Here is a 16917-nt window from a genome sequence, read left to right as displayed (position 1 = left end):
ACGCCGCCCGAACCTTCGGAGTACGCATCTCAGAACGCGCCCTTGAGGTGGTCCACCCGTGCCGGGCCGGCCTCGGGCAGCCGCACCGACAGCACGTCGAAACGCACCTCCTCGGCGGTCGTGCCGGTCTCGGTCAGCCAGCGCGCGGCCAGCCCTCGCAACCGGCGGGCCTTGGCCGGCACGACAGCCTCGGCGGGGGTGCCGAAGGCGTCGCCCCGGCGGGTCTTCACCTCGCAGAAGGCGAGCACCGGCCCGTCCCAGGCGATGATGTCGATCTCTCCGGCCGGGCAGCGCCAGTTGCGGGCGATCGGCCGCAGCCCTGCCTCGGTGAGGTGTCGGACGGCGCACCGCTCCCCGTACGCGCCGACCGCCTGGTTCCGCTTCGTCATGGACGGCACGGTGCCCGCCGAAGTGCGACCGCCGCGACCTCGGCAGCAGCAAATCTGTGGACAACCAGTGACCTGTGGACAACCGGACGATCAAGCCCGTGCCGTGCTAGGAAGCCACGGCCTGGCGCCTCTCCCGAACTCGATGCCGCCGGCCGCACCATGATCAAGTGATGAAAAATAGGTCTCAGGGCAGCTGTGGACCTACTTTTCATCACCTGATCAACGCTGATGGTGGGGCGTGAGGGGGGCCGGCGCGTCTCCACCGGCTTCCGCCCGCTCGCGCTGACTGCAGCGCTGATTGCCGCGCTGTCGGCAGCGCGGAGCGGGCCGAAATGGCGCGGGCGTGGCCGGTCGCATACGGTGCCTGACGTGGACGGACGACGGAGTTTTCCGGAAGATCAGGAGCCGCGCTGGTACCCCGATGAGCGGGGTCGCGGTCACGGCGAGTCGGAGTGGCGCGGCGCGGGCGAACCGCGGTACCGGGACACCGACGTCCCCGAGCAGCGTGGCCCCAACGAGAGCCACTCCGTCGAGGACACCGGCGTCGGCCGACGCCGCGAGCCGGACTCCGGGCGCTTCGGCGCCGTGGACGCAGGCCGGTTCGGCGGTGCGGCGGAGTCGGATTCGGGTCGGCTGAGCGCGGTGGACACGGGCCGGTTCGGCGGTGCGCCGGAGTCGAACTCGGGTCGCTTCGGCGCTGTCGATGCCCAGTCTGGTCGGTTCGGCGCGGGCGAGCCCGAGTCGGGACGGTTCGGCGCGGTCGACCCGTTGGGGGATGCTCGGCCGGAAATCGACGGGTACCGGGCGACCCGGTCACGGCGCGCCGACCGGGATCCTTCGGAGATCTCCGGGGAGCTGCCCGGTCGTTGGGGCGTCCCAGAGTCGACCGGGGCGGGAGCACCGCTCACCGTCCGGGATCCTTCGGAGACCTCTGGCGAGTTGCCTGGTCGCCGGGCCGCCCGGGAGTCGACCGGGACTGACGCACCGCTGACCGTCGCTCGCGAGGAGGCCGGCCGTTCGTTGACACCGGTAGGCGAGACCCCGCCCGGCGCTGTCGCCGACCAGGCTCGCCCCGCCCCCCTCGGCGGGTATCCGATCATCGAGCCCACACGTGGCGGTGGCGAGACTCCGCATCCGCTGGAAATGCCGACCGGTCCGATGCCGGGGATCGGCCCCCGCCCCGACCTGCCCACCGGCGAACCGTCGGTGTATCCGCCGGCCGCCGACGGCGTCTACCGGACCCGTCGGCCGGTGTTGGCCGTACTCTTCGCCCTGTTGGTGTTGATCTTCGAGGTGCCCGCGCTGCGGGTGCTGCTCGCGGGCGTGACCGGCGATCCGGTGGACGCCGGGAACGTCGTGGTGGGCATCGCCCTGGTCGCCGCGCTGCCGATCTTCGCGATCGGGCTCTACGGGCTCCGAACCGGAGGTCTGGCGCTTTCCGACACGGGTCGGGGCTGGCTGCGCCCACCGACGGCCTATCTGACCGTCGGCCTGGTGCTCTTCATCGCCGCCGCGCTCGCCGCCGGCTGATCCTCCGCCCGCCCGGCCGGCTGATCGGTCGGACTGATCCCCCGCGCTCGCCGCGGGCGTGATCGACACCAGGTCGGCCATGTGGGGGTGTCAGGGCCGGGGGATGGCACCACCTCGCCGACGTGGAGTCGATCATGGGGGCGGATCGGCGGGGTGCGCGGTGGCGGTGCGGCGCACCCCGGGGCGGCTGAACGGGTGAGGGGCGTACACTGGCCAACTGGCGACCGCCTCGTGCGGTCGACCTCGCGCGCCCTCTTCACGAATCGTCGTGGAGCGACGGCCTCCCTGGTCCCGATCTTGATCGGGCCCACCATGGGTCGGCGACCAGGCGCCAGGACGCCCGGCCACCGGCCGGGCGTGACAACCAGGGATCCAGAGGAGTACCCAACCATGGCCGTCGTGACCATGCGCCAGCTGCTGGAAAGCGGTGTCCACTTCGGGCACCAGACCCGGCGCTGGAACCCGAAGATGAAGCGCTTCATCATGACCGAGCGCAACGGCATCTACATCATCGACCTGCGCCAGACCCTCGACTACATCGAGAAGGCGTACGAGTTCGTGCGTGGAACCGTCGCCGAGGGCGGCAGCATCCTGTTCGTCGGCACCAAGAAGCAGGCCCAGGAAGCGATCGCCGAGCAGGCGACCCGGGTCGGCCAGCCGTACGTCAACCACCGCTGGCTCGGTGGCATGCTGACCAACTTCCAGACGGTGTACAAGCGGCTCCAGCGGATGAAGGAGCTGGAGGGTCTGGGTGACCTCAGCGGCACCGCCGCCGGTTACACCAAGAAGGAGACCCTGCAGCTCTCCCGCGAGAAGATCAAGCTGACCCGCACCCTCGGTGGTCTGCGGGACATGCAGAAGCTTCCCGCCGCGGTCTGGATCGTCGACACCAAGAAGGAGCACATCGCCGTCGACGAGGCCCGCAAGCTGGGCATCCCGGTGATCGCGGTGCTGGACACCAACTGCGACCCGGACGAGGTCGACTTCCCGATCCCGGGCAACGACGACGCGATCCGCTCGGCTGAGCTGCTGACCAAGGTCGTCGCCGCCGCCGTCGCGGATGGTCTGATCGCGCGTTCCGGCCGTCGCCGGGGCAACGACGAGAAGCCCGAGGGCGTCGCGAGCGACGAGCCGCTGACCGAGTGGGAGCGCGAGCTGCTCGAGCCGAAGAAGGCTGACGAGTCGACCGCCGCTGCCGCCGAGCAGCCCGCCGCTGCCGCTGCCGAGCAGCCCGCCACCCCGGAGCAGCCGGCGCAGGCCGCCACCGAGCAGCCGGCGGCCGCTACCGCGGAGTGATCGCACCGTCGCTGCCCCGCCGTCCGTTCTTTCGGAATCGGGGCAGCGGCGGTACGCCGGGCACGATCCGCCCGGATCCGGGTAACCGGCACCTCTGACCATCCACACGCCGTCTCAACACCGAAGAGAGAGCCATGTCCCAAATCACCGCCGCGGACGTCAAGAAGCTCCGCGACCTCACCGGCGCCGGCATGATGGACAGCAAGAAGGCGCTGACCGAGGCCGAGGGCGACTTCGACAAGGCCGTCGAGATCCTGCGCGTCAAGGGCGCCAAGGACGTCGGCAAGCGGGCCGGTCGTACGGCCGCCAACGGCCTGGTCGCCCACTCCGGCAAGGCCCTGTTGGAGCTCAACTGCGAGACCGACTTCGTCGCCAAGACCGAGTCGTTCATCGCGCTGGCCCAGCAGCTGGTCGAGCACGGTGAGCGCTCCGGCGTGAACACCGCCGAGGAGCTGCTCGCCAGCGAGCTCGACGGCAAGGTCGTCGCCGACCTGATCCAGGAGCAGTCGGCCAAGATCGGCGAGAAGCTGGTCCTCAACCGGTTCGCCAAGGTCGAGGGCACCACCGCCGTCTACCTGCACCGCAAGGCCCAGGACCTGCCGCCGGCCGTTGGCGTGCTGGTGTCGTACACCGGTAAGACCGACGAGGCCGGCGACGCCGACGCCCGTGGTGTGGCCATGCAGATCGCCGCGATGCGACCGAAGTACCTCACCCGGGACGAGGTTCCGGCCGAGATCGTCGAGTCCGAGCGGCGCATCGCCGAGCAGACCGCCCGCGAGGAGAACAAGCCCGAGGCGGCCCTGCCGAAGATCGTCGAGGGTCGGGTGAACTCGTTCTTCAAGGACTACGTCCTGATCGAGCAGTCGTCCGTCGCTGACAACAAGAAGTCGGTGAAGCAGGTGCTGGCCGAGGCCGGCATCGAGGTCACCCGCTTCGTGCGGTTCGAGGTCGGCCAGGCCTGAGCCGTCACCGGGCGCCCTGGGCGCCCGTGGGCAGGAGACGTCGACGAGGAGGCCGCCGGTGTACGTGACAGGCACCGCGGCCTCCTTGTCACATAGGGTCGGCAGCGGCAGGTTCGCGGTACGCGCCGCACGGGGCGTGCGCGTGGTGAAGGGCGGGGCGGATGACGCAGGTTGTGAGTGACCGGACGCTGGAGCTGGACGATCCGACGGCACCGCCGCCGGGGCGGGCCCGCCGGGTGGTGCTGAAGCTCTCCGGTGAGGTTTTCGGTGGTGGCGCGATCGGCGTCGACCCGGACGTCGTCCAAGCCATCGCCCGGCAGATCGCCACAGTGGTCCGCCGCGGCGTGCAGGTCTCCGTGGTGGTCGGCGGCGGCAACTTCTTCCGCGGCGCGGAGCTGCAGAAGCGCGGGATGGACCGGGCCCGCGCCGACTACATGGGCATGCTCGGCACGGTGATGAACTGCCTCGCGCTCCAGGACTTCCTGGAGAAGGAGGGCATCGAGACCCGGGTGCAGAGCGCCATCACGATGGCCCAGGTCGCCGAGCCGTACATCCCGTTGCGGGCGATCCGGCACCTGGAGAAGGGCCGCGTGGTCATCTTCGGCGCCGGTGCCGGCATGCCGTACTTCTCCACCGACACGGTGGCCGCCCAGCGGGCTCTGGAGATCCGGGCCGATGTGGTGCTGATGAGCAAGAACGGCGTGGACGGCGTCTACACCGCCGACCCCCGGATCGACCCCACCGCCAGCAAGCTCGACTCGATCACCTTCTCCGAGGTGCTGCGCCGCAACCTGCGGGTGGCCGACGCGGCGGCGTTCAGCCTCTGCATGGAGAACGGCCTGCCGATGCTGGTCTTCGGCGCGCAGGGTGACGACACCATCATCCGCGCGGTGGGTGGCGACAAGATCGGCACCCTGATCACCGCCTGAGCCCCGCCGATCGCGGTGGCGGCGGTCTGACGACTTTCAGCAGAGCCCACGACGAGCACAGAAGGAGGCGAGGAGACCGGTGATCGACGACACCCTCCTCGAGGCCGAGGAAAAGATGGAGCGTGCGGTGGAGCACGCCAAGGAGGAGTTCGGCGCCATCCGCACCGGTCGCGCGAACCCCGCCATGTTCTCCAAGGTCATCATTGACTACTACGGCACTCCCACGCCGCTGACCCAGATGGCGTCCATCGCGATCCCCGAGCCGCGGATGGCGATCATCAAGCCGTACGACAACTCGCAGATCAACGCGATGGAGAAGGCGATCCGCGACTCGGACCTCGGGGTGAACCCGAACAACGAGGGCAGCCAGCTGCGCATCCTGCTTCCCCAGATGACCGAGGAACGCCGCCGCGACATGATCAAGGTGGCCCGGCACAAGGGCGAGGAGGCCAAGGTGGCGATCCGTAACGTCCGCCGCCGTGGCAAGGAGGAGCTGGACCGCATCGTCAAGGACGGTGAGGCCGGCGAGGACGAGGGTCGCCGCGCCGAGAAGGAACTCGACGACCTGACCCAGCGCTACGTCGCCAGCGTCGACGACCTGGTGAAGCACAAGGAAACCGAGCTGCTCGAGGTGTGACGGTCCGCCCGCTGGCGGGTGTGATGTTCCGAGGCCCGTTCCCCGATGTGGGAACGGGCCTCGTGTCGTACGTCGAGGGCATCCGGCTGTGGATTCCGTCCGCGATGCCGTACCGGCTGGGTGGGCGCCGCCGTCACGCGGGCCGCCGACCAGGGCGGGGTCCGTAGGCGTGCCTCGTCCGCCGTGCCGTTCCGGTGAGTGCAGTAGGCTCGGCAGGATTCCCGGCCACCGGGTGGTGAACCATGGGAATCGACCGACCGTCGAGGCGGTCAACCGGAGAACATCGCGCGTGTAGGGGATGCTTGTGGTCGTGCGTCATGTGGTGGTCCTCGCGCCCCGTCGCGGTGCGTGATGTCCCGCCCCGACCCCTACGGCAGCGAGCCTCGCGGCTGGGACCGCCCGGAGCGCCCGGTGGCGCTGCCCTGGCCCGACCAGGAGTTGGACGCCGGCCAGTGGAGCCGCGGCCCGACCGCCGGCCCCGAGCTGTACGCCGACCCGCACACCCGGCCGTACGCCGAGCCACACCCGACGGGCCCGTACGACGAGCGCGGCCGTGCGGTCCGCCCGGACGACCGGGACCGTTTCGACGACCGTGACCGGCGCGATCGCTTCGACGACCGTGACCGGCGCGACGACGACCGGAACCAACCCGACCGGAACCAACCCGACCGGTACGAGGACCGGGGCCGCTCCGGCTGGCCCGGTGATCGTGCCCCCGTCGGCCCGGACGGCGCCCCCACCCGCCCGGAGCGGTTCGACGAGCCCGCCCGGTACGACGAGCGGGAGCCTTTCGACGGTCCGGTCCGCTTCGACGACGACGCGTACCCGACCGCGCAGCTCGCGCCGATCGGTGCCGAGTTGTTGCCGGACCCGGAGCCGGTGGACGGGCCGGAGCCGCCGGCCGGTCGACGGATGAAGGGTCGGCGTCGGGCCAGCGTCGATCGACCGGCCACGCAGCAGGTGGGCAACGGACGAGCCGGCCGTAATCTTCCGGCGGCGATCGGGGTCGGGCTGGGGCTCGGCGCGCTGATCGTGGTGCCGCTGGTGTTCTACCCGTTGGCGTTCCTGCCGGTGATCGCCGGTGCCGTCGCCGTCGGCATCTGGGAGATGGCCCGCGCGGTCCGGCGCAGCGGCGCCCACCCACCCCTGGTGCCGCTGATCGCCGGCGGAGTGCTGACCGTGGGCCTGGCCTGGTTCGCCGGCCCGGACGCGCTCAGCCTGGGGCTGCTCGTCACCGTGCTGGGCACGATGATCTGGCGGCTCGGTGACGGTCCGGCCGGTTTCCAGCGGGACCTCACGGCGGCCACCCTGATCGCCGTCTACGTGCCGTTCCTCGCCGGTTTCGCGGCGTTGCTGGCGGCGGCCCCCGGCGACGGTTGGATGCGGATCCTGGCCACCCTGGTCGCGGTGGTCCTCTCCGACACCGGCGGGTACGCGGCCGGCGTCTCGTTCGGCAAGCACCCGATGGCCCCGTCGATCAGCCCGAAGAAGTCCTGGGAGGGCTTCGCCGGCTCGGTCACCGCAGCGGCCCTGGGCAGCGCGTTGCTGCTGTGGCTGATGTTCGAGGTGGCTCCCTGGTGGGGTGCGCTGTTCGGGGTGGCGGTGTCCTGCGCGGCGGTCCTCGGCGACCTGGCCGAGTCGATGATCAAGCGGGATCTCGGCGTCAAGGACATGAGCAACCTGCTGCCCGGCCACGGCGGTCTGATGGACCGACTGGACTCGATCCTCTTCGCGGTGCCGACCGCCTACCTGTTGCTGGCCGTCCTGGTGCCGGTGGTGAACTGAGGCATGGATCACGGCGTTCCGGTCGTCCGGCTGCGGGGGTCGCGGCCTGTTCGGCACCTCCGGATCGGCACCTGCCGCCAACGGCGTGACACACTGGACCAGCCATGACGAGCCTGCCGTTGATCCCCGCCATCTCGGATGCCCCCGCCGCGCGCCGGGCCTCCATGCCGCCGAAGCACCTCGCCGACCTGGACCTGGCCGGCCGCCAGGCGCTGGTCACCCAGTTGGGTGAGCCTGCCTTCCGTGCGAAGCAGGTCTCGAACCACTACTTCGGGCGGCTGGTCCGCGACCCGCAGGCCATGACCGACCTGCCGGCGGCGACCCGGGAGCGGCTGTCCGAGCAGTTGATGCCCACGCTGCTCACCCCGGTGCGCGAGCTCGCCTGTGACGACGGCGCGACCCGCAAGGCGCTCTGGCGGCTGCACGACGGTGCGCTGGTGGAGAGCGTGCTGATGGGCTACCCGGACCGGGTCACCGTCTGCATCTCCAGCCAGGCGGGCTGTGGCATGGCGTGCCCGTTCTGCGCGACCGGCCAGGCCGGGTTGACCCGCAACCTGTCCACGGCCGAGATCGTCGACCAGGCGGTGTACATGGCCGGGGTGGCCGCCTCCGGCGTGGTCGCCGGGTCACCGCCGCGGCTGTCGCGTGTCGTCTTCATGGGCATGGGCGAGCCGCTGGCCAACTACAACCGAGTCATCGCGGCGATCCGTCGGCTGGTCAGCCCTGCTCCGGAGGGGCTCGGCCTGTCCCAGCGGCACATCACCGTTTCCACGGTCGGCCTGGTTCCGGCCATCCGCCGACTGGCCAGCGAAGACCTCTCTGTGACCCTTGCGCTGTCGTTGCACGCGCCCGATGATGATCTGCGCGACGAACTCGTGCCGGTAAACCAGCGCTGGAAGGTAGCCGAGGTGCTGGACGCAGCGTGGGACTACGCCGCCCGGACGGGCCGTCGCGTGTCGATCGAGTACGCGATGATCAAGGACGTGAACGACCAGCCCTGGCGAGCCGACCTCCTCGGACGGCTGCTGGCCGGCAAATTGACCCACGTGAACCTCATTCCGCTCAATCCGACGCCGGGCAGTCGCTGGGACGCGAGCCCGAAGCCGGTCGAGCGGGAGTTCGTCCGGCGGTTGCGCGACGCCGGGGTGTCCACCACCGTACGGGACACCCGAGGTCGCGAGATCGACGGTGCGTGTGGCCAACTCGCCGCCGCCGAGGACAACGACACCAACACCGACCGCGCCGGAGAGGCACCGGCGTGACCGGGCGTGGCGAACGAGACCAGGAGACATAGTGGCGAGTCAGGGTCAGCGTTTCCGGCGCAAGGCGCTCCGCCGGGGATACAAGGTCGACGAGGTGGATGCCTTCCTCGACCGGGTCGAGGCGACGCTCGACGGCCGACAGGTCGGTGCGCCGGTGGCCTCCCAGGAGGTCCACGACGTCGTCTTCCGGGTCCGGTTCAACGGCTACGACGAGTGGCAGGTCGACCTTCACCTCGACCGGGTGGAGCGGCAGTTGGCCGAGCTGGAGGAGCGCAACAGCGCCGGGCGCGGTGGCGACCCCCGGATGGCTGACCGGTTGGGCCCACCGGACCGGATGGGGCCGCCGATGCGCGATGAACGGGGCATGGCCCCGCCGATGCCGCCGCGTCCGATGCCCGCCCAGGCTGGCCCGCCCGCCGACCGGTACGGCCGCTACGACGAGCCGACCGGCGCCTTCGCGGGTGGGTACGACGGCCCCCGCGGCGGTTACGACGCCCCGCGTGGCCCGGCCGGCCCCGGCCCGATGGGCCCCGGTGGTCCGATGGGCCCTGGCGGTCCGATGGGGCCCGGCCCGATGGGTGGTCATGGCGCTCCGCCGCGCGGTCTCCCCGCCGGCCCTTCCGGCTATGGCCAGGACGACCAGCGCGCGCCGGGTGGTTACGGCCAGGACGAGCAGCGCGCGCCCGGCGGGTACGGCCCGCCGGAGGAGCCGCGTTTCGACGGCTTCGAGGCCGGTCGGCACGGCCGCACCGACATGACCGCCGAGATCCGGATGCCCGAGCGGGACCTGCGTGACATGCGCCGGGGCCCGGCTGGCCCGCCTCAGCTGCCCCAGCAGGGCATGGGTGGCCCGCCGATGGCCGGTCCGCCCGCTGTCGCCGGTCCTCCGATGGGCGGCCCCCCGATGGTCGGTCCGCCGATGGCCGGTCCTCCCGGCAGCGACCTGTACCGGGTCGACCAGATCCGCCGCAGCTTCCAGGTCCGTCGGTTCGGCAGCGGGTACGACCCCGACCAGGTGGACCGGTTCTTCGAAACCCTGCTGGGTGGGATGCAGCGCCGCAACCCGATGCCGGTCGACCCGAAGGACCTCGACACGCTGCGGTTCGGGCTGGTTCCGGGCGGCTACTTCGAGGCCGAGGTGGACGCCGCGCTCAAGGACGTGCAGGACATTCTCTTCGGGCGCTGACCCGACGCGTACGGACGAGGGCCCGTCCCCGGGTGGGGGCGGGCCCTCGGCGTACGTCGGTCGGTCGTCCGGCGGACGGTCGGGTCAGGAGCGCAGACCGCTGCGCCGCAGCACGATGTCGCCGATCACGATGATCAGCAGCAGTGCGGCCAGGCCGATCAGCCAGAGGTCCTCGACCCTGCCCTCGTGGTTGCCGCAGATCATCGCCAGCAGCGCCAGCGCCGACAGCACCGCGCCGATCTGCCCGGCTTTGCGGTGCCCGGGCTTGTGCTGGTCTGGCGACGTTACCGGCTCGCTTCCTGCCACTGTCGGTCCTTCCCTCGCGATCGGATCTTTGGTTAGTCTGGCACGCCTCCCGCTCGGGGCGGCGAGGTGGGGGTTTCCTGGCCATCAGGCTCTGCCCACCCGGGCCGGACGGCACTACCGGCGTCGCGGGGCGACGGTCAGACTCACTCCGGTAGCGTTTGGCGTACACCTGATTGTCTGTTTGAGGGGGACTGTGCGGTGCGAGTGACCGGAACCGGGCACGCCAGCATGCGGATCGACACGGCCGCGGGCAGCATCCTGTGCGACCCGTGGGTCAATCCGGCGTACTTCGCCTCGTGGTTCCCCTTCCCGGACAATTCCCTGCTCGACTGGGAGAGCCTGGGCCAGGTCGACTACCTGTACGTCTCCCACCTGCACCGGGACCACTTCGACGCGAAGCACCTGCGGGACTTCGTCTCGAAGGACGCCACCGTCCTGCTGCCCGAGTTCCCCACCTCGGAGATGGAGGACGAGTTCCGGGCGCTGGGCTTCACCAAGTTCCTGAAGGCGCCCAACGAGCAGGTGGTGGAGCTGCCCGGCGGGCTGAAGATCATGATTCAGGCGTTGACCAGCCCGACCGACGGCCCGATCGGCGACTCGTCGCTGTGGGTCGAGTACGACGGGGTGCGGCTGCTCAACCAGAATGACGCCCGTCCGACCGACCTGAGCGTTTTCGCCGAGCTGGGGCACGTGCACGCGCACCTGCTCCAGTTCTCCGGCGCGATCTGGTACCCGATGGTCTACGAGTTGCCGCAGGCGGCGAAGACCGCGTTCGGCAAGCAGAAGCGTGACCGGCAGTTCGACCGGACGTGGCGCTACATCGACGACCTGAAGGCCGACCACGTCTTCCCGATCGCCGGCCCGCCCTGCTTCCTCGACGACGAGCTGTGGCAGTTCAACGACATCCACGGCGACGAGGGCAACATCTTCCCCGACCAGTCGGTCTTCCTCACCGAGTACGCGAAGGTCGGCGGCACCAACGGGATCGTGCTGCTGCCGGGCAGCGTCGCCGAGGTCACCACCGAGGGCGCGAGCACCACCCACCCGGTGCCGGTGGAGGAGTTCTTCGCGAACAAGGTCGCCCACCTGGAGGAGATGCGGGAGCGTAAGCGCCCGGTCATCGAGGCGGAGAAGGCGTCCTGGCGGCACCCCGAGGTGGACGTGCTCGGCGAGATGAAGCGTCGGATCGAGCCGCTGCTCGACGAGTCGATCTACCTGGCCAAGGGTGTGGGCGGTCCGGTCCGTTTCGACCTGGTCGGGTACGACGGCGAGAGCGTCGAGTCGATCGTGGTGGACTTCCCTGGTAAGGAGGTCCGGCCGTACGCCGACGAGAAGGTCCGCTACCGGTTCCGGACCGAGCGGTCGTTGATCGAGCACCTGCTCTTCATCGACGAGGTGGACTGGGTCAACTCGCTCTTCCTGTCCTGCCGGTTCTCGGCGGCCCGGATCGGTCAGTACAACGAGTTCGTCTACGCGTTCTTCAAGTGCCTGTCCGAGGAGCGCCTCCAGTACGCCGAGGGCTGGTACGACGAGCACGAGCGCACCACCGACGCCGAGGACATCACGCTGGGCGACTGGGTGGTGCAGCGGCGCTGCCCGCACCTGAAGGCCGACCTGACCCGCTTCGGCATCGTGGACGGTGACCAGCTCACCTGCCAGTTGCACGGCTGGCGCTTCGACCTGCCCAGTGGGCGCTGCCTGACGAGCGTCGGCCACAAGGTCCGCGCCCACCGGGTGGACGCGGAAACCCCAGCCCCCGCCGGCGAAGCCCTCTCCTAACCCCAACCCGCCCCACCGACCCGGTCCAGCCCAGCCCGTTCCGGCCCGTTGATCATGAAGTTATTACCACGACACGCCGCGGTGTCGGGCAATAACTTCATGATCAACGGGGTCAGGGTGCGGGGCAGGGCGGGGCGGGGTTAGGGGAGGTCGGCGAGGATTCGGCGGGCGGCGTTGTGGCCGGCGGCGCCGATGACGCTGCCGGCCGGGTGGCAGCCGGCGCTGCCCGCGTACACGCCGTCGATCCCGGTGGCGTAGGGCATTCGGTCGGTGAACGAAACAGTGTTGTCGACGTGGTGGATGTGCCCACCGGTGATGCCGAAGTGCGCCTCGATGCCGGGCGGGGGCAGGGGCACCGCGTCGGCGATCAGGTCACCGGTGCCGGGGGCGTACCGCTCGACGATCTCGACCAGCCGGTCGACGTAGCCGGGCAGTTCCGCGTCCCAGGTCGTGCCGGCCAGCTCGTAGGGGACCGACTGGACGAACAGCGCCGACGAATGGTGCCCGGCGGCGTCGGAGAGCGACGGGTCGACGGTGGTGTGCAGGTACCACTCGATGGTCGGCTCGGCCGGCAGTCGCCCGGCCTGCACGTCCGCCCACATCGCCCGCAGCGCGGTCATCGGCGAGGTGGCCTCCCCGCCGACCAGCGAGGCAGAGCCGGGCAGCAGGTGGATGGTCGAGCCGAACGGGCTCGGCGTGCCGGCCGGCAGGCAGGAGAACCGGGGCAGCCCGGTGAGCGCCAGGTTGAGCTTGAGGGTGGTGCCGGGGCGGCGGACCGCCGCCATCCGTTCGCCGAGTGGCGCCGGGAGCGCGCCGTCGGGCAACAGGTCCATCAGCCGGTACGGGTCACACGCGCCGAGCACCACAGGCGCGGCGACCTGTCGGCCGTCGGCCAGTACGACACCGCTGGCCGCGCCGCCGTCCAGTGTCACCGCGCTCACCGGCGTACCGGTCAGGATGGTCGCCCCGGCGGCGCGGGCGGCCTCGGCGAACGTCCGTGAGACGGTGCCCATCCCGCCCTCGGCGATCATCCAGGTGCCGCCCGACCCGGGGAGTCTGCACATGTTGTGCACGAGAAAGTTGTGGCCAGTGCCGGGGTCGTCCGGGCCGGCGTTGAGGCCGGACAGCCCGTCGGTGACGGCGTACATGCTGACCAGCAGCTCGGAGCGGAACTCGAACCGGGCCAGGTAGTCGGCTACCGAACCCTGGACGAGGTCGACGAAGACCTGCCGCAGGGCCGGTCGGACGTGCTGCTCGGCGGTCTCCTGGACACTCAGCGGTTCGGCCAGCCAGGCCGGGGCGAGGTCCTCCCGCAGCGCCGCCAGCTCGGCCTGCATGGCGTCGTCGGCGGCCACGTCGGCGGGGGAGAAGAACTCGGCGAGCTGCGCCCGGGTCGCGGCGGTGTCACTGCCGAAGAGCAGGTACGGCGAGCCGAGGCCGCCGGGCGTGGGCAGGAAGTAGTGCGGGTCGCGGCGCAGCACCGGGATCCGTACGTCGAGGGTGGCGAGCAGTTCCGGCGGCATCAGCCCGAGCAGGTACGAGCCGGTGGAGTGGCGCAGCCCCGGCACCTTCGGGAAAGGGTTCTCGGTGCGGGTCGCGCCGCCGAGCACGTCGGCGGCCTCCAGCACCAGGACGTCCAGTCCGGCGCGGGCCAGCAGGACTGCGGAGACCAGGCCGTTGTGCCCGGCACCGACGATCACGACGTCGGCGCGGGCCGGAATCTCACTGCTCATGCCGCGGCAGCCTAGTCCGCGCCGCCCGGCCAGGTCAGCCCTTCGCCCGCCCAGCCGTCACCCCTCGTTCACCGGGCAGTGGCTGCGATCGATGCCGCTGCGGTCCTACCGTCGGTTGGACATCGACCACTCCGGGAGGTTCACCGATGGACCGTCGTACCGTCCTGCGTTCCGCCGTCGCCGGCGCGGCCGCCTTCTCCGGCAGCCTCTGGGCCGGCGCTGCCCTGGCTGCCCCCGCCCAGCCCGGCCCCGGCCCGTACGGGGACCTGTTGGCGGCAGACGTCAACGGCATCCAGTTGCCGGCCGGTTTCACCAGTCGGGTTGTCGCTCGTTCCGGTCAACGGGTCCCGGGCACCTCGTACCTCTGGCACTGGGCTCCGGACGGCGGCGCCTGTTTCCCCGCCGGCGACGGCTGGATCTACGTGTCGAACTCGGAGGTCCCGTTCGTCGGGGGCGCGTCGGCGGTCCGCTTCGCGGCGGATGGTGCGGTCGTCTCGGCGTACCGGATTCTCGGCGGCACGAACGTCAACTGCGCCGGTGGGGCGACCCCGTGGGGCACCTGGCTGTCTTGCGAGGAGGTGCCACTCGGTCGGGTCTTCGAGACGTGGCCGGACGGCAGCCGGTCGGCCGAGGAGCGGACCCGGATGGGCCGGTTCACCCACGAGGCCGCCGCGTGCGATCCGGACCGCGGGGTGGTCTACCTGACCGAGGACGAGGAGGACGGCTGCTTCTACCGCTTCGTGCCGGACACCTGGGGCGATCTGCGTACCGGTCGGGTGCAGGTGCTCTGCGCACCGGCCGACCAGGTCGCCGGGCCGGTCACCTGGCGGGACGTACCGGACCGGGACGGCTTCCCGATCCCCACTCGGCTGCAGGTGGGCGCGGCGAAGCACTTCGACGGCGGCGAGGGTTGCTGGTACGACCGGGGTACCTGCTGGTTCACCACGAAGGGCGACAACCGGGTCTGGGCGTACGACGCGGTCAACCAGCGTCTCGACCTGGCGTACGACGATTCGTTGGTGCCGGTGGGCGCGGCACCGCTGACCGGGGTGGACAACATCACGGGCACCGCCTCCGGTGACCTCTACGTCGCCGAGGACGGCGGCAACATGGAGGTCAACGTCATCACGCCGGCTGGAGTGGTGGCACCCATCGTGCGGATCATCGGGCAGTCGTCGTCGGAGATCACCGGCCCGGCCTTCTCGCCGGACGGCTCCCGCCTGTACTTCTCGTCCCAACGCGGCACCAGTGGTGCGTCAACCGGTGCCAACGGCATCACCTACGAGATCCACGGCCCCTTCCGCCGCTGACCCCACCCGCTGCCCTGGTGATCAAGAGGTTTGCGTCAGCGGACGGCGCGAAACTGACGCAAACCTCTTGATCAACCTGGCTGGGCGGGGGTGGCGGCGCGGTTGGTGCGCCAGGTGGAGAGGGCCAGGGTGGCGGAGTAGCCGGCCAGGACGATCACGTGGAACAGGTACAGCCAGAGGAGCACGGCGACTCCCGCGCCGATCTCGTCGAAGCCGCCGAACGGCACCCCCAGGTTCAGGGGGAGCGAGGCGAAGAGCACGAAGCCGTGCAGGAAGCCGGAGAGGTTGGCCGCTGTGAACGACCCGATCGCGAGCGTGGAGAGCCAGTCCGGTGAGGCCGGCCCGACCACCCGGAACACCCACATCAGCACCGGCGTGAGCACCAGCCAGACCGCGAGGAACGACAGGACCACGCCGAGGACACCGAGCCAACCGCCCTGGCGTACGAGGCCAGTGGTCAGCGGGAGCGCCAGCAGGATCGACAGCAGCAGCGCGGGGGCCGGCGCGAGCAGTGGCAGCAGCAGCAGTCGGCCCCGCCAGCCGACCAGGTGCTCGTCGGTCCGGGGTGCGGCCACCGACACGAAGGCCCGGCGCAGGCCCTCGCCGTAGAGCGACGCGGGCAGCAATGAGGCCAGTGCCAGCAGCGGGGTCAACTCCACACCGGCGTTGACCAGCGCGTCCACCGCCCGGGGTGCGCCGATCGCGGTGGGTAGGGCCTCCACGGCGTGCGAGGTGAGCCGGCGTACCCGATCGGCCCCGGCCAGCAGTGCGGTGAGCCAGATGGCGAGGAGGGCGACCGGCACCACAGCGATCGCCCCGTAGAAGGTGATCGCGGCGGCGTGCAGCGACAGGTCCCGCCCACGTACCGGGCGGAACGCGGCGCTGGTGATCCGCTTCGCCCGCTGCCATCCGTTGCCCATCGCCGTCTCCTTCCCTGTCGTCGGGGCCGCCACTCCTTAAGATCGCCGGTCATGACTGTTGTCACGACCGAACGCCTCATCCTGCGCGATTGGACCGATGATCCGGCGGACCTGGCCCGGATCTACGACATCTACTCCCGCCCGGACATCACCCGTTGGCTGGCCGTGTCGCCCGGCCTGCCGATGACCGACCCGGCCCAGGCCGCCGAGCGGCTGCAGATCTGGCGGGACCGGCACGCGGCCGACGACGGCCGGTACGGCACCTGGGCGATCGAGGTGCGCGAGACGGGTCAGGTGGCGGGCACGGTGCTGCTCAAGCCGCTGCCGGGCATCGACGAGGCGGTGCTCACCGAGCACATCGAGACGGGTTGGCACCTGCACCCGGACTCGTGGGGTCACGGGTACGCCACCGAGGCGGCCTCCGCGCTGTTGGCGCGGGAGTTCGCCGCCGGCGCCCCGGAGGTCTACGCGTTGGTGTCGCCGGGCAACGAGGCGTCGATGGCGGTCTGCCGGCGACTCGGGATGGCGCACGTGGGTCAGCGCACCGACTGGTACGGCGGCGAGCTGTTGGAGACCTTCGTGTTGCGGGCACCAGATGCCTGATCGTTCCGTTACGGCCTAACGCAAGATCCGCGCAAGTTCGGGGAAGGTGTCGTCTCCAGTCGTCGGAGGCGGCACCTTCCTTCGCGTTGTCGGCAGTCGAGAGTGGGCAACTCCGTCAATAGTTACGGCGGTCGAAGTGTTGACGCTCCCGTAGCACGTCAGTAACCTTTGGTCAAAGTAGCGCAAGATTTCGACAAAGACGTGCACGGTTCTGTGCATGCATGCGGAAGATTCAACGGGCCTCCTGGGGAGGCCCGTTGATGCTCGGTACCCCCTCGTCGCCGACCCGC

15 protein-coding genes are annotated in these 16917 nt (G+C 70.7%); 11 read left to right on the top strand and 4 right to left on the bottom strand.

All coding sequences use genetic code 11. The annotated features are described in order from the left end of the window. Positions 1-29 precede the first annotated feature (29 nt). Positions 30-389 carry a YraN family protein gene (locus tag FHU34_RS27275; protein WP_145785070.1) on the bottom strand — a complete coding sequence of 120 codons (360 nt, stop codon included), beginning with the start codon at positions 387-389 and terminating at the stop codon, positions 30-32. Between the two features lie 369 nt (positions 390-758). Between FHU34_RS27275 and FHU34_RS27270 the strand changes: the two genes are divergently transcribed. From FHU34_RS27270 to FHU34_RS27235, 8 genes are all read left to right on the top strand, one after another. Then, the gene (locus FHU34_RS27270; RefSeq protein ID WP_244311854.1) at positions 759-1919 is read left to right on the top strand and encodes a hypothetical protein; all 1161 of its coding nucleotides are present in this window, start codon (positions 759-761) and stop codon (positions 1917-1919) included. A gap of 390 nt (positions 1920-2309) precedes the next feature. Then, the gene (rpsB, locus tag FHU34_RS27265; RefSeq protein ID WP_145785068.1) at positions 2310-3215 is read left to right on the top strand and encodes a 30S ribosomal protein S2; all 906 of its coding nucleotides are present in this window, start codon (positions 2310-2312) and stop codon (positions 3213-3215) included. Between the two features lie 134 nt (positions 3216-3349). Then, entirely contained in the window at positions 3350-4177 is an 828-nt protein-coding gene (gene tsf / locus FHU34_RS27260) for a translation elongation factor Ts (RefSeq protein ID WP_145785067.1), read from the top strand. A 161-nt stretch (positions 4178-4338) separates the two neighbouring features. Next, entirely contained in the window at positions 4339-5106 is a 768-nt protein-coding gene (gene pyrH / locus FHU34_RS27255) for a UMP kinase (protein ID WP_030335195.1), read from the top strand. 79 nt (positions 5107-5185) lie between these two features. Beyond that, positions 5186-5743, top strand: coding sequence for a ribosome recycling factor (gene frr, locus FHU34_RS27250; RefSeq protein WP_088991032.1), 558 nt, complete (start codon positions 5186-5188; stop codon positions 5741-5743). Between the two features lie 351 nt (positions 5744-6094). Next, a complete protein-coding gene (locus FHU34_RS27245) occupies positions 6095-7528 on the top strand; it encodes a phosphatidate cytidylyltransferase (protein ID WP_145785066.1) in 1434 nt (477 codons plus the stop codon). Positions 7529-7632: 104 nt separating this feature from the next. Beyond that, a complete protein-coding gene (gene rlmN, locus FHU34_RS27240; protein ID WP_145785065.1) occupies positions 7633-8790 on the top strand; it encodes a dual-specificity RNA methyltransferase RlmN in 1158 nt (385 codons plus the stop codon). A 31-nt stretch (positions 8791-8821) separates the two neighbouring features. Continuing rightward, positions 8822-9976, top strand: a complete 1155-nt coding sequence (locus tag FHU34_RS27235; protein ID WP_145785064.1) for a DivIVA domain-containing protein — start codon at positions 8822-8824, stop codon at positions 9974-9976. An 84-nt stretch (positions 9977-10060) separates the two neighbouring features. On the opposite strand, the gene FHU34_RS27230 is transcribed toward FHU34_RS27235, so the two are convergent. Beyond that, positions 10061-10282, bottom strand: a complete 222-nt coding sequence (locus FHU34_RS27230) for a DUF2631 domain-containing protein (protein WP_088991027.1) — start codon at positions 10280-10282, stop codon at positions 10061-10063. Positions 10283-10480: 198 nt separating this feature from the next. Between FHU34_RS27230 and FHU34_RS27225 the strand changes: the two genes are divergently transcribed. Beyond that, on the top strand, positions 10481-12061 hold the full coding sequence (locus FHU34_RS27225; RefSeq protein WP_145785063.1) for a Rieske 2Fe-2S domain-containing protein: 1581 nt from the start codon (positions 10481-10483) through the stop codon (positions 12059-12061). A gap of 140 nt (positions 12062-12201) precedes the next feature. Here the strand turns inward: FHU34_RS27225 and FHU34_RS27220 are convergent, their stop codons facing one another. After that, the gene (locus FHU34_RS27220) at positions 12202-13794 is read right to left on the bottom strand and encodes a phytoene desaturase family protein (protein WP_145785062.1); all 1593 of its coding nucleotides are present in this window, start codon (positions 13792-13794) and stop codon (positions 12202-12204) included. A 146-nt stretch (positions 13795-13940) separates the two neighbouring features. Here FHU34_RS27220 and FHU34_RS27215 point away from each other — a divergent pair, with 146 nt between their 5' ends. Beyond that, positions 13941-15104, top strand: a complete 1164-nt coding sequence (locus FHU34_RS27215) for an alkaline phosphatase PhoX (RefSeq protein ID WP_145785061.1) — start codon at positions 13941-13943, stop codon at positions 15102-15104. Between the two features lie 71 nt (positions 15105-15175). Here FHU34_RS27215 and FHU34_RS27210 read toward each other — a convergent pair whose 3' ends face one another. Next, positions 15176-16024 (bottom strand): YhjD/YihY/BrkB family envelope integrity protein, encoded by an 849-nt coding sequence (locus FHU34_RS27210; RefSeq protein WP_145785060.1) that lies wholly within the window; start codon positions 16022-16024, stop codon positions 15176-15178. Between the two features lie 51 nt (positions 16025-16075). Here FHU34_RS27210 and FHU34_RS27205 point away from each other — a divergent pair, with 51 nt between their 5' ends. Further along, positions 16076-16627, top strand: a complete 552-nt coding sequence (locus FHU34_RS27205) for a GNAT family N-acetyltransferase (RefSeq protein ID WP_145785059.1) — start codon at positions 16076-16078, stop codon at positions 16625-16627. The last annotated feature ends 290 nt before the right edge of the window (positions 16628-16917 follow it).

Source organism: Micromonospora taraxaci (assembly GCF_007830095.1).
GTDB lineage: Bacteria > Actinomycetota > Actinomycetes > Mycobacteriales > Micromonosporaceae > Micromonospora > Micromonospora taraxaci.
Note: the sequence above shows the minus strand (reverse complement) of the source record. Positions and strands in the feature narration are given on the sequence as shown.

Coding starts and splice junctions, on each gene's coding strand:
- FHU34_RS27275 (WP_145785070.1), bottom strand. CDS start 389: ATGACGAAGCGGAACCAGGCGGTCGGCGCGTACGGGGAGCGGTGCGCC.
- rpsB (WP_145785068.1), top strand. CDS start 2,310: ATGGCCGTCGTGACCATGCGCCAGCTGCTGGAAAGCGGTGTCCACTTC.
- tsf (WP_145785067.1), top strand. CDS start 3,350: ATGTCCCAAATCACCGCCGCGGACGTCAAGAAGCTCCGCGACCTCACC.
- pyrH (WP_030335195.1), top strand. CDS start 4,339: ATGACGCAGGTTGTGAGTGACCGGACGCTGGAGCTGGACGATCCGACG.
- FHU34_RS27245 (WP_145785066.1), top strand. CDS start 6,095: ATGTCCCGCCCCGACCCCTACGGCAGCGAGCCTCGCGGCTGGGACCGC.
- rlmN (WP_145785065.1), top strand. CDS start 7,633: ATGACGAGCCTGCCGTTGATCCCCGCCATCTCGGATGCCCCCGCCGCG.
- FHU34_RS27220 (WP_145785062.1), bottom strand. CDS start 13,794: ATGAGCAGTGAGATTCCGGCCCGCGCCGACGTCGTGATCGTCGGTGCC.
- FHU34_RS27215 (WP_145785061.1), top strand. CDS start 13,941: ATGGACCGTCGTACCGTCCTGCGTTCCGCCGTCGCCGGCGCGGCCGCC.
- FHU34_RS27210 (WP_145785060.1), bottom strand. CDS start 16,024: ATGGGCAACGGATGGCAGCGGGCGAAGCGGATCACCAGCGCCGCGTTC.
- FHU34_RS27205 (WP_145785059.1), top strand. CDS start 16,076: ATGACTGTTGTCACGACCGAACGCCTCATCCTGCGCGATTGGACCGAT.